Annotated in this window: 12 protein-coding genes; 11 read left to right on the top strand and 1 reads right to left on the bottom strand. The window is 36.7% G+C overall.

Translation table 11 applies throughout. From position 1 onward, the window contains the following. The coding region (locus BACCELL_RS27020; RefSeq protein WP_044154316.1) for a hypothetical protein at positions 1-790 on the bottom strand (790 nt) is incomplete at its 3' end. Between the two features lie 107 nt (positions 791-897). Here BACCELL_RS27020 and BACCELL_RS27015 point away from each other — a divergent pair. The 11 genes from BACCELL_RS27015 to gmd all read left to right on the top strand — a co-directional run bounded on the left by BACCELL_RS27015 (position 898) and on the right by gmd (position 12,460). After that, positions 898-1,050, top strand: coding sequence for a hypothetical protein (locus tag BACCELL_RS27015; protein ID WP_007214406.1), 153 nt, complete (start codon positions 898-900; stop codon positions 1,048-1,050). Positions 1,051-1,227: 177 nt separating this feature from the next. Beyond that, the gene (locus BACCELL_RS22490; protein ID WP_007214405.1) at positions 1,228-2,793 is read left to right on the top strand and encodes an ATP-binding protein; all 1,566 of its coding nucleotides are present in this window, start codon (positions 1,228-1,230) and stop codon (positions 2,791-2,793) included. A 25-nt stretch (positions 2,794-2,818) separates the two neighbouring features. Beyond that, positions 2,819-3,313 (top strand): hypothetical protein, encoded by a 495-nt coding sequence (locus BACCELL_RS22485; RefSeq protein ID WP_007214404.1) that lies wholly within the window; start codon positions 2,819-2,821, stop codon positions 3,311-3,313. Positions 3,314-3,550: 237 nt separating this feature from the next. Further along, positions 3,551-4,726: a polysaccharide pyruvyl transferase family protein gene (locus BACCELL_RS22480; protein ID WP_007214403.1), complete on the top strand. Its 1,176-nt coding sequence runs from the start codon at positions 3,551-3,553 to the stop codon at positions 4,724-4,726. A 93-nt stretch (positions 4,727-4,819) separates the two neighbouring features. After that, the gene (locus tag BACCELL_RS22475) at positions 4,820-5,806 is read left to right on the top strand and encodes a glycosyltransferase family 2 protein (RefSeq protein WP_007214402.1); all 987 of its coding nucleotides are present in this window, start codon (positions 4,820-4,822) and stop codon (positions 5,804-5,806) included. 9 nt (positions 5,807-5,815) lie between these two features. Continuing rightward, positions 5,816-7,180, top strand: a complete 1,365-nt coding sequence (locus BACCELL_RS22470; protein ID WP_007214401.1) for an O-antigen polymerase — start codon at positions 5,816-5,818, stop codon at positions 7,178-7,180. Between the two features lie 12 nt (positions 7,181-7,192). Then, positions 7,193-8,320 (top strand): glycosyltransferase family 4 protein, encoded by a 1,128-nt coding sequence (locus tag BACCELL_RS22465; protein ID WP_007214400.1) that lies wholly within the window; start codon positions 7,193-7,195, stop codon positions 8,318-8,320. A 157-nt stretch (positions 8,321-8,477) separates the two neighbouring features. After that, positions 8,478-9,554: a glycosyltransferase family 4 protein gene (locus BACCELL_RS22460; RefSeq protein WP_007214399.1), complete on the top strand. Its 1,077-nt coding sequence runs from the start codon at positions 8,478-8,480 to the stop codon at positions 9,552-9,554. Between the two features lie 14 nt (positions 9,555-9,568). Beyond that, entirely contained in the window at positions 9,569-10,777 is a 1,209-nt protein-coding gene (locus BACCELL_RS22455; protein WP_007214398.1) for a glycosyltransferase family 4 protein, read from the top strand. A 10-nt stretch (positions 10,778-10,787) separates the two neighbouring features. Next, entirely contained in the window at positions 10,788-11,378 is a 591-nt protein-coding gene (locus BACCELL_RS22450; protein WP_248604808.1) for a GNAT family N-acetyltransferase, read from the top strand. After that, positions 11,378-12,460, top strand: a complete 1,083-nt coding sequence (gmd, locus tag BACCELL_RS22445; RefSeq protein ID WP_007214396.1) for a GDP-mannose 4,6-dehydratase — start codon at positions 11,378-11,380, stop codon at positions 12,458-12,460. Before BACCELL_RS22450 ends, gmd begins: the two co-directional genes overlap by 1 nt. Positions 12,461-12,486 lie beyond the last annotated feature (26 nt).

Here is a 12,486-nt window from a genome sequence, read left to right as displayed (position 1 = left end):
CTTTTGTTTCCTGAGCTGTCTGTTCCCGTTTCAGTCTGCTGTCTTTTGCGGCATCGTTCAGCAGATGTTGTCCGTGAGCTGATTTCAGCAGATTGGTCAGCCAGCAAAGTCTTCCGGCGTGGTTGGACTTCATAAACCGTGCCTGCGACGCGAAATAAGGAATCAGCAATTCGTTCACCATATACACGAGATTTTCACACGCGTGTTTCCGTGTGAGCCTTTCGTGCAGTTGGAACCAGTTGATGAGCGGCGTCAGTATCTGCGCCTTCTGCGCGGAATCTTCGTTGATGAGATGGAAAAATTCTTTGGCGGTAGCCAAAGATTCCGGTGTAACGATATTTTTCTTATCAGAATTATCTTCTAAAGGTTTATCGCCTTCCGGCGAGAGTTCTTCGTCAGAAGAATTCCCTTTAGTATATATATTATATATATTATCCTGTGGAAAAGTTTCCGGAAACTTTTCCGGTAATTCTTCCGATGAAAACTTCTCTATCCAGAGAGGCGAGTAGAAATATTTTATTCCGTATGTGTTTCTTTCGGGTACAATGCCGAATGAACCGCAACGCTTGACCGCTTCCGTGAGGAACTTTGCATTTTTAAAGGCCAGCGCTATGCTGATCTCGTAAAAATTATCCACGGGATATACTTTTTCCTGATTCATGTATGCACTCATTCCGAGGTAGAGGTGCAGGAGTTTGGGAATGACGGAGTCCGTAATCTTGCGGCTCTTCCACAGACCGAGGGTCTTTTGGAGTTCCGTGACGGGGATGGTTGTTTTTAGAGCCTTCATCGCTTGTTGTTTTAAAATTTGCGGTGAAGTTATAGAGAAAGAAAATAGCGGCGTTACCACCATGTTGGTAATCCGTGTTAAATATTAACATTAATTTAAAGAACAATATGAAAAAAGTAGTTTACACTTACAAGGCTTTGGGGGATAGCATGGCCCTTCTCCGCGAAGTTTCCGGAATTCCGGTGAAAGAATTGTGTGAGGGCTGTGGAATCAGTAATCGTACTTACTATCAGGTCATATTTGGTGAGACGTTAGCATAAGCTATTACATCCGGATCTTTCATTATTTGCGTGAAAATGCGGATGAAAAGCGATATAGTGAATGCCGCTATGCTATGGAAAAATACATGCTGGATGTATGGTTCAGATGAAATTTTATCGTAACTTTGTAATCTAAGTAAAGGAAATTGAAGATAGTTTCGAAGTAAACTGAAAGATATGGAACAGCAGAGACAACTTTATCCGATAGGAATACAGACTTTCTCGGAAATCCGCAGAAAGAACTATTTGTATATAGATAAGACGGAATACGTTTATCGAATGACGCATTTCGATTCTAAATATGTGTTTCTGAGTCGTCCTCGCCGTTTTGGCAAGAGTCTGCTCACCAGCACACTGCATTCTTATTTTGAAGGTTGTAAGGAACTGTTTGAGGGACTTGCCATTGATAAGTTAGAGGCGGAATGGACTCGGTATCCGGTTCTTCACTTTGACATGAGCATGGCGAAGCATGTGGATAAGGAACGTCTGGAGCAAATGTTGAGTGTTCAGTTGTATAGATATGAAGAGGTGTATGGCAAAGTGAGTGAGGAAGTGACATTGAATGATCGTTTCTCCGGACTGATCCGCCGTGTTTGCCAACAGACCGGTCGGCAGGTCGTTGTCCTCATTGATGAATACGACGCTCCTCTTCTCGACGTTGTCCATGAAGAAAAGAATCTGCCTGTCCTTCGGGATGTGATGCGCAATTTCTACAGTCCGTTGAAAGCTTGCGATCCTTATCTGCGTTTTGTGTTCCTCACCGGTATCACAAAGTTTTCCCAACTGAGCATCTTCAGCGAACTGAATAATATCAAGAACATCAGTATGGATGGACCGTATGCTGCTGTTTGCGGTATCAGCGAGGAAGAAATGCTGACTCAGATGGATAATGACGTGGATATACTGGCCATGCGTATGGAAGTGTCTCGCGAAGAAGTGCTTGCGAAATTGAAAGATAACTATGATGGCTATCATTTCACCTGGCCGTCACCTGATATTTACAATCCCTTCAGCCTGTTGAACGCCTTTGCCGACGGTAAGATGAATTCTTACTGGTTTGGCAGTGGAACACCTACCTATTTGATAGAGATGCTGAACAAATATCATGTAATTCCCCAACAGATTGGAGATCGAAAAGCACTGGCTGAATCTTTTGATGCGCCTACCGAACGGATAACGAATATCACTCCGTTGCTCTACCAAAGCGGTTATATCACGATAAAGGGTTATTCTCCCATCACGAATCTTTATTTGTTGGATATCCCCAATAAAGAAGTCCGTTTGGGCTTGATGAAGAGTCTGCTGCCCGGTTACCTGCACCAACACACGATGGATGGGCTTACCACGGTGGCTCTGCTGTACGAGGCTATCTACGAAGAGAGGCTGGACGATGGACTGCGTTTGTTGCAGGCTTTCCTTTCTACAATACCTTATTGCGACAATACCGATTATGAAGGCCATTACCAGTCGTTGTTCTATACCATTTTCAGCCTGTTAGGTATGTATGTGGATGTGGAAGTGCGTACCCCGCGCGGGCGTGTGGATGTGGTGATGCGTAGTTTGTCCGCTCTTTACGTGATGGAACTGAAGTTGGACAAAACGGCCGATGACGCCATGGGACAGATTGATCTGAAGAATTATCCCGAACGCTTCGCGCTGTGCGGACTGCCGGTGGTGAAGGTGGGGATTAACTTCGATACTGAGCGGAGGACGCTGGGGGAGTGGAAAATAGAAGAAATCTGATAATATAGAAAATGAATTGTGCAAGATGGTAACTATTAAAAACACCCAGTTTACTTCCAACGTAGCTCTTTGCGATGTTCTTTTTGCAATGAACAAAGAAAAGATGCTTGGTATTATCAAGAAGCTTGACCTTTACGTAAGTCCCAATTTGAAGAAGGACGAAACAGCCCGTCGGGTGGCTCGGGAATTGCTGGATAATCCTATATCTATACTTTGCCAGTTAAGCAAGGCTGAACTTCAGATTGTGGATGAATTTGAAAAAGCGGGCCCTAATCATTATATTACCCGTAAGATGCGCAAGACATTCTATAAATTGCAGAATTTCGGACTGGTATTGACTTATGAAGACGAATCCCGCAACGAGTGGCAAATGCTGATGCCCGATTGTGTTCGTGAATCTTTAGCGGATAGCTATGCTTTTTACTTGGATATGGCCAATAAAGGAGTTCGTGGCCCTTCCGCGAAAGAACTCCGGATGAGAGTTGCTTTGAATCATCTTTTGGGCAAGGACGAGAATTGAGATTTTCCTGAAATAAATAGTATACTTATAGACTTTTTATAGCGGGTTGTGAAGCGTTGAAGCGTTCATGACCGCATTGTTAGTGCTTACAAGATAGAAGCATACGTACCGCTCGTGTACGTATGAAATCCAATCATTTTATTTTAATCGTATCGAAATGAACGTAATTAAGACTTCGATTGATGGCGTTGTCATCATCGAACCTCGTCTTTTTGATAGTAATGTATCTTTGTATTTATGAAAATATTAATTCTTACCCAGCCTTTGCGTACTAATTATGGCGGGTTACTTCAAGCTTATGCTTTGCAACAAATATTGAAGGGAATGGGACATGATGTTGTTACAGATCGACTTGGAGTTATACAAAAACTGTCTTTATGGAATAGAGTTTTACGTTTTTTATATCATGCAACTCAATTCTATATACTAAAGAATTATCGTTATTATCCATACCGTTATTTATTTTTTTCATTTGATAAAGAAAGTAAGGCTAAAAGAAGCATTACTGCTAATACAGAGCGCTTTGTTAATATTCATGTTGATACAATTGATTTATTTACAAGAAATAATGAAAATGTAATCAATACAGTGAGGCAGTTTGATGCAATAGTAGTAGGTAGTGATCAGGTTTGGAGGGCTACAATAAGTGATATACCTACTTATTTCTTATCTTTTACAAAGGCTATAAATGTGAAGCGCATAGCTTATGCTGCTTCATTTGGCACGGATGACTTGAATGAATATTCAAAAAAGGACATGAAAATAGCGTCTGAGTCTATCAAATTATTTGATGCGATTTCAGTTAGAGAAGAGTCTGGGGTGCACCTTTGTCGAGATTATTTTAAAATAGATGCAGTTCATGTTTTAGATCCGACGATGCTTTTAAGTAAGGATGATTATTTGAAATTGATAGAAGGCGAGGATAGTTCTTGTTCGACGGATATGCTTCTTACTTATGTGTTGGACAGAACACAGGAGAAAAATGAAATAATAAGAAATGTAGGTGAGTCTTTGCATTTAACCCCTTATGAGAATGGACCTACAACCCACTTTTCCAATATAATAGAAAATAATGTATCAGAATGTATTTATCCGTCTGTATCTAAGTGGTTGGCAGGATTTCGGGATACTCAGTTTGTTGTGACAGATTCCTTCCATGGAACTGTGTTCTCTATTATTTTTAATAAGCCATTTGTGGCTATTCTGAATTCTGAAAGAGGAGCTTCAAGGTTTATCTCACTATTAAGTATTTTTCATTTAGAGAATCACTTGATTTCTATTGGTGGTGAGGTGTCAGAGGAACACTTAAGACCTATAGACTATACTTCGGTAAATAAAATCTTGGATGGGTGGAAACGTCAGTCTATTAACTATATAGAGAGTAATTTGAAAGAAGCGCATCAGCAGAGATAAGCGTATCCTGTGATCTGTTATACATTAGGGATTGAAATGTATTCTCTCTAATTTACTTAAAAATTGATTAAATGTTAGAAATACGTTCTGTATATGCCAAAAGTTAGTGTGATAATACCTGTATATGGTGTGGAGAAGTATATTTCTCGTTGTGCTCGAAGTCTGTTTGAACAGACCTTGGATGATATAGAGTATATATTTATTGATGATTGTACAAAAGATAATTCAATAGGAGTTTTATATGAGGTGTTAGAACAATATCCTCAAAGAAAAAAACAGGTACAAATCGTAAAACTTCCGATAAATAGTGGACAGGCTGCCGCTCGAAAGCGTGGAATGAAACTAGCTACTGGTGATTATGTTATTCATTGTGACGGTGATGATTGGGTGGATGTGGAAGCGTACGACAAAATGTGGAGAAAGGCCGTTGAAACCAATAGTGATATTGTATTTTGTGAATTTTACACTACCGATGGGGATAATTATTCACACATTCATAACAAACTAGATGCTTTAAACAAGGAAAATATCTTATTGATGATTGTCAGTAGAATGTTATGGAGTTTATGTGGTGGATTAGTGAGGAGGAGTATCATTTCTAACAATCAGATAATTTATCCGACAGCTAATAATGGAGAGGATTTTGCGATAATGATTCAGCAAATCTATTATGCCCAGCGATTTGCTTATATTGGTGAACCATTGTATTATTATTATGTAAACTCAAACTCTATTACAAAAGAGGTTGGGCTTGATAAGTATTTGTTAAGAAAAGAACAGCATTGTGCTAATATAAATATCGTCGAGAAGTTCTTTGAACGTGAAAATGTACTTGAGAAGAATTTAGATGTTCTATTAATCTTGAGATTGTATTGTAGAGCGAATTTCTCAACTCAAGTACGCGATAGAAAAACTCGTATGATATGGCATTCTATTTACCCGGAGCTGGATTCGAAGAACTTTCTATTTAATAATAAAGTTCCTCTACATTTGAAACTTTATTATTGGGCTGTCAAGTTGCATGCATTTTCCTTGTACATGTTATTGTCAGATTTGAAACATAAATTTAGTAAAAATTAGTTGCGGGTTATGAATAAGAGAGCTTGTTTGATTAATAAGAAATGTGGATTACACTTGTTCTTTTTATTGATTTCTCTGGGGATGTATTTCGGCTCTCCTATGAAATATTCTCAAGTCTATTGTGTCGTTTTATTTTTGCTATTTGTTTCTAATGCATTTTTGCTGTATGTTCAAGATCGAAAAAATGAGCCGCTTGGATTCAATATTTTGTTTACTATTAGTTTTTTTCTAGTAAGCTACATTTATCCAGTTTTTATTTATCCAATAATGCCTAATTATTCAATGTTTACTTATGGCGGATTCAGTAGTGACGTGATAACAAGAGCTACAGCATTGGTAAATGTAGCTTATGCTGTTTATAGCGTAGGTTATACGAGGAATTTTTTAGCTGTGAATTTAGGAGAGAGAGTTACTCCTGTATATTTGATTTCTACAAAACAGAATGATAGAATAGTTACTTTGGAGATTGTATTGTTTGTACTAATTGTGATTACTGGGGGACTTGAGTTTTTCTCTGATACATATTCAGGTGAGGCGGAAGCGAATGCAAGTGCTTTATTTCGTTTTATCTATACATTTTTTCTATCATTTACTCTTTTTTGTTGTCTGGTAGACTGTACTATGAAAGGATTTAAAAATAGCATAGTTATTTGCTTCATTATATTGTTGCTTCTTGGTACGGGCACACGTACATTGCCATTGTGTATAATGTCTGTTTATTTATGCTATTATAGTTTGCGATATCATCTGTCAATTCAAAAAGTTTTTGTAGCTCTTTTTGTAGCCTTTGTATTTTTGTCATTGATAGGACATTGGCGGGGTGGTGAAGAATTGCCCAATACGTCTGATAATGAATTGGCATTATTCGATTATGTTAGAGACTTTATTATTTGTAATAGGAATTTGTATGCCATTTATGATCATGTAAATAATGAGTCTATTACCTATGGCATTTCTTCCCTGTCTTATATATTAGCTCCTATACCTTTTTTGCAATCATTTGTATCTTTTTTATTTGGTATTCCAACATACAGTATGAAATCAGAGTCTCTTACTAGTAATTGGGTATTAGGTGAAGGTAATCCTTTGGGAATGGGTACACATATAGTAGGGGATATATATCTTTCATTTGGTTTTATTGGAGTACTTTTTTTGTTCTATTTTTTGGGGAAAATTGTTACTTCTTCAAGAATGAAAAGCAGGATGGGGAGTCAAAGTGCTTTCATTATTTATTATATTCTGCTATCTGGAGCCATTTTTATGTGTCGTGGTTCTTTTTTTTATAGTCTTAAAAATCTGATTTGGGTGTTGCTTTTCTGGAATATATGCAATTATAAATATGTGCAAAATCAAGCTTCTCATAAGTTTATTTAAAAAGAAAATATAATGAAAATCATTTATTGTCTTCATGGAACTTACAATTCGGGTGGAATGGAACGAATCGTTATTAATAAAGCAAATTATTTGGCTAAAGTCGGCCATGATGTTTCTATTGTAACAGTTGAACAGAAAGGGCGTGAACATTTTTTTGAGATTCATCCTGATATTACTCTTTTTGATTTGCGCATTAATTATGCAAATGGCAATGATAGAGCTTTTTTGTGGAAAATGTTTTCGTTTCTGATAAAAAGGGCTATTCATCGAAAAAGATTGGCAACTTATTTGAAGGCTAATAAAGCTGATATTGTTATTTCAACATTTGGCAACGAAGTAACTTTTTTGCCTAGTATAAAGGATGGTAGTAAAAAAATCGCTGAAATTCATTTTTCAAGATTTTTCCGAATGCAATTTGATAGAAAGGGACTTTGGAATTTAGCGGATAAGTATAGGTCAACAAAAGATTTGAAAGTCGTAAATAAATACGATAAGTTTGTTTGCCTTACTTATGAAGATAAGGGCTATTGGACTTCTAACTCTAATTTGGCTGTTATCCCTAATTTTATAAGTCAATATCCATTAAAATGTGCAAGTTTAAAATCTCATACTGTTATTGCTGTAGGAAGATTATCTTATCAAAAAGGTTATGAACGGCTTGTTGATGCTTGGAAAATAGTGACTCAGTATCATCCCTTTTGGGTTTTAAAGATCTTTGGTTCGGGGGAAAAATATGATTATGTAAATAATCGTATTATAGAAAGTAATTTAGAGAAAGTAATAGAGATACATGAGCCTACATCAGACATACAGCAGGAATATTTAAATAGTTCAATATTTGTTCTTTCATCTCGTTATGAAGGACTTCCCATGGTTCTTTTAGAAGCTATGTCTTGTGGATTACCGGTAGTTTCTTATGATTGCAAATGCGGTCCTAAGGATATCATAAAGGATGGAGTAGATGGCTTTCTAGTTCGTGAAGGCGATATTGATGATTTGGCTAAGAAAATAATGTTGCTGATAGAAAGTGAAGAATTACGTGAACAAATGGGTACAAAAGCTTATCAAAAATCTAAATTATATTCACAAGAAACGATAATGGCAAAGTGGGAAGAAGTGTTTGAAAGTCTAGTACGATAGTATGAATAAAAGGTATTAACGGACTACATTGAGTGCGTAAATTCTCTTGTTTGAGAAACAGCTTATATAATCTTTGAGAGAGACAAACAATCAACTTTAAGGATATGATTGAGATCTTGAAGAATATAATTGTGTGCTTACAATTAATTATAGTGCTATGTTAAGAATAGTTTTTGATAATATTATTTTTTCACTCCAGAGAACAGGAGGAATTTCTGTAGTATGGTATGAAATACTAAAACGCTTTTTGAGTACAGAGCAAAAAATATCATTTATAGAGTTTACTTTTATTGATAATCTTCAACGTGCATTACTCTTGATCCCCAAAAAACAGATAGTGAAATATCCGGCATCAACATTGAAATATAGACGTTATTTTCCTGTAAGTTGTGCAGACGAGAGCGAACGCTTTGTTTTTCATTCATCTTATTTTAGGATCAGCTCAAATCCGAATGCCATCAATATAACAACTGTTCACGATTTTACCTATGAGTATTTTTATCACGGTTTACATAAATGGATTCATTGTTGGCAGAAATATTATGCGATACGAAAAGCTAAATATGTAATCTGTATCTCAGAAAATACAAAGAAGGATTTGCTTCGCTTTTTACCAGATGTAGATTCAAAGAAGGTGCGAGTAATTTATAATGGTGTCTCTGATGACTATTTCCCTTTGCAAAATATTGAAAATATAGACTTGCCATTTGATGTAAAATCTTATCTATTATTTGTAGGAGAACGGAAAGCATATAAAAATTTCAAATTGGTTATAGAGAGCATTCGCAGAAAAGATTGGAAGATAGTAATAGTCGGTGCTAGTTTGACTCAAGAAGAAATAAGATTTCTGGATTTAAATATTGGTAACCAGCGTTACAGCTATATGGGAAGAATTTCAAATAGACAATTGAATATTCTGTATAATGGAGCCAAGGCTTTTGTCTACCCTTCTTCTTATGAGGGATTTGGCATTCCTGTATTAGAAGCTCAAAGGGCAGGTTGCCCTGTAATAGCTTATAATTCTTCTTCTATTCCGGAAATAATAGGTGATACTCCTTTATTGATGAATAGTTTAGATGAAGTGGAATTATGTAGTAAACTGGAGTTGTTATCTGATGAAAAGCTTTGTTTGGATGTAATACAAAAGGGACTTGAAAATGCCAAGAGATTTAGTTGGAATAAGATGTATGAACAACTGGCATCTTTGTATGAAGAAGCATATAATGAGATTTAATAAAAACAACAGTAATGAAAGCCATATTAATTATTACCGCAGTTTTCCCTCCTGAACCTATTGTCTCTTCTAAATTATCGTTTGATATTACAGATAAGTTGTCCGAAACTTATGAAGTGACGGTTTTACATCCCCGTTCAAGTCGTCCTTATGGATTCTCTTTTGCTGAAAAAGCAAGTAAAGCGAGTCGATATGAAGAGGTCACAGTTGCTTCTTATGTGTGTCCACAATCTAAATTGACAGGCCGTTTTTATGAAAGCTTTAGTTTTGGTTTACATTGTAGAAGATATATTGAGAGATATAGGAATCGCTTTTCTTGTATTTATGTAAACTCATGGCCGCTATTTTCACAGGCCTTGATAGTAAAAACTGCTAAAAAGTATAAGATACCATGCATTGTGCATGTACAAGATATTTATCCGGAATCATTTACTAATAAGATAAAAAGTAAAACTATTTCATGTGTCATATGCTCTATGTTGCTACCTGTTGATAAGTACATCCTTAGTAACGCTACTCATGTATTAGCTATTTCTACCAATATGAAGATGTACTTGGAAAAAAGCAGGAATATTGATAAGAAGATGATTACTGTAGTGGAAAATTGGCAGGATGAGCGTGAATTTATAGCATATATGGACGGTAATGAAGCAAAAAGGAGTGATTCGATGTTGTCTTTTATGTATTTAGGAAATATAGGACCTGTAGCGGGTATTGAATTTTTGATTCATGCTTTTGCTAAAGCACAATTGAATGATGCGAGACTGATAATAGCTGGAAGTGGGTCGAGAAGGCAGTCGTGTATGGAATTGGCGAAGAGTTACCAACATGTAAACATTGAATTTTGGGATGTACCGGACGGCAAAGTTCCTGAGGTGCAAAGTCAGGCGGATATCATGCTTTTACCTGTAAAAAAAGGGGCGGCGATGAGCTCAATTCCTTCTAAACTACCGGCATATATGTTTTCACAAAAAACGATAATAGCTTCTTTGGATTTGAAAAGTGATACTGCGAGGGCTATCATTGAAAGTGATTGTGGCTTGGTTGTAGAAGCGGAAAATGAGCAAGCGATGATTAATGCACTACAAGTGTCAACTCAATATTGGAATTCAGAAGTACTGAATCGAAAAGGGAAAAATGGTTTTGATTATGCAATGAAACGATTCTCTAAAAGGTATAATTTATCATTGATAACTGAAATAATAGAAAAATATGTCTGTTAAAATAGGAAATGTGTCTGATGCGGATATTTTGTCGCTTGTAGCTGTCCATAATCATGCTTTTCCCGATTTCTTTTTGACTGGTTTGGGCAATCGTTTTTTGTCTTTATATTATAGAACGGTGAGGGAAAATGAATCTGGGATTCTTTTAGGGTACTATGATGAGGGGAGATTGATGGGGTTTTGCGCCGCGACAATGAGATCAGCTTCTTTCCACTCTCAACTTATAAAGGAAAACCTACTTGCATATATGATCGTAGCTTTTCGTTTGCTGCTTACCCGTCCCGGAGCAATCATACGTTTATATCGGAATCTTACTAAAAAGTCTGTTTCTGTCAATGATAAAGGTGACTATGCGGAATTATTGTCTATTGGGGTCGATGCAGGCTGCCAAGGGAAAGGCATTGGTAGGGCTCTTTTATGCGAGCTGGAAAAGGAGATCTTGTCTAAAGGAGGCAGAATTGTTTCATTGACAACCGATTATGATGATAATGAAAAGGTGCAAGGCTTTTATTCTTCCTTGGGATATCAGATTTATTATGATTTTATAGCTTATCCTCAGAGAAAAATGTATAGATATATTAAAAAACTAAATGAAAACTAATGAAAAAAGTTGCATTAATAACGGGAATAACAGGTCAGGATGGTTCATTCCTTGCCGAGTTGTTAATAGAAAAAGGTTATGAAGTTCATGGCATTCTTCGTCGTTCTTCATCTTTTAATACAGGACGTATTGAGCATTTATATCTTGATGAATGGGTCCGAGATATGAAAAAAGACCGTCTGATCAATCTTCATTACGGGGATATGACGGATAGTAGTTCACTAATTCGGGTTATTCAGATGGTACAACCGGATGAAATCTATAATCTTGCGGCACAAAGCCATGTAAAAGTGAGTTTTGACGTACCTGAATATACAGCCGAGTCAGATGCTGTAGGTACACTTCGTATGTTGGAAGCGGTTCGTATTTTAGGCTTGGAAAAGAAGACTAAAATCTATCAAGCTTCTACTTCTGAATTATTTGGTAAAGTACAGGAAATTCCACAAAAAGAAACAACTCCATTTTATCCTCGTAGCCCATATGGTGTTGCAAAACAATATGGTTTTTGGATTACCAAAAATTATCGTGAAAGTTATGGTATGTTTGCTGTTAATGGCATCCTTTTCAACCATGAAAGTGAACGACGAGGAGAGACATTTGTGACTAGAAAAATAACACTTGCCGCTGCTCGTATAGCACAAGGATTTCAGGATAAACTTTATTTGGGCAATTTGGATGCACGTCGTGATTGGGGGTATGCAAAGGACTATGTGGAATGTATGTGGCTTATATTGCAGCATGATGTTCCAGAAGATTTTGTTATAGCTACAGGTGAAATGCATACGGTTCGAGAATTTGCTACGCTTGCATTCAAGGAAGCAGGTATTGACCTTTGTTGGGAAGGCGAAGGGGTAAATGAAAAGGGCGTTGATGTAAAAACTGGTAAAGCATTGGTTGAGGTTGATTCCAAGTATTTCCGACCTTGTGAAGTTGAACAGTTATTAGGAGATCCGACCAAAGCGAAGACATTGCTTGGCTGGAATCCAACAAAGACTGGTTTTTCTGAATTGGTGAAAATAATGGTGATGCATGATATGCAGTTTGTTAAAAAATTGTATATCAGGGCACAATTAGATGATTAAAATTATTTTTAATTATATAGCAGAAT

Source organism: Bacteroides cellulosilyticus DSM 14838 (assembly GCF_000158035.1).
Taxonomy (GTDB): Bacteria; Bacteroidota; Bacteroidia; order Bacteroidales; family Bacteroidaceae; genus Bacteroides; species Bacteroides cellulosilyticus.
This window is presented reverse-complemented; position numbering and strand designations above follow the sequence as displayed.

Coding starts and splice junctions, on each gene's coding strand:
- BACCELL_RS22465 (WP_007214400.1), top strand. CDS start 7,193: ATGAAAATCATTTATTGTCTTCATGGAACTTACAATTCGGGTGGAATG.
- BACCELL_RS22455 (WP_007214398.1), top strand. CDS start 9,569: ATGAAAGCCATATTAATTATTACCGCAGTTTTCCCTCCTGAACCTATT.
- BACCELL_RS22485 (WP_007214404.1), top strand. CDS start 2,819: ATGGTAACTATTAAAAACACCCAGTTTACTTCCAACGTAGCTCTTTGC.
- BACCELL_RS22475 (WP_007214402.1), top strand. CDS start 4,820: ATGCCAAAAGTTAGTGTGATAATACCTGTATATGGTGTGGAGAAGTAT.
- BACCELL_RS22460 (WP_007214399.1), top strand. CDS start 8,478: ATGTTAAGAATAGTTTTTGATAATATTATTTTTTCACTCCAGAGAACA.
- BACCELL_RS22470 (WP_007214401.1), top strand. CDS start 5,816: ATGAATAAGAGAGCTTGTTTGATTAATAAGAAATGTGGATTACACTTG.
- BACCELL_RS27015 (WP_007214406.1), top strand. CDS start 898: ATGAAAAAAGTAGTTTACACTTACAAGGCTTTGGGGGATAGCATGGCC.
- gmd (WP_007214396.1), top strand. CDS start 11,378: ATGAAAAAAGTTGCATTAATAACGGGAATAACAGGTCAGGATGGTTCA.
- BACCELL_RS22480 (WP_007214403.1), top strand. CDS start 3,551: ATGAAAATATTAATTCTTACCCAGCCTTTGCGTACTAATTATGGCGGG.
- BACCELL_RS22490 (WP_007214405.1), top strand. CDS start 1,228: ATGGAACAGCAGAGACAACTTTATCCGATAGGAATACAGACTTTCTCG.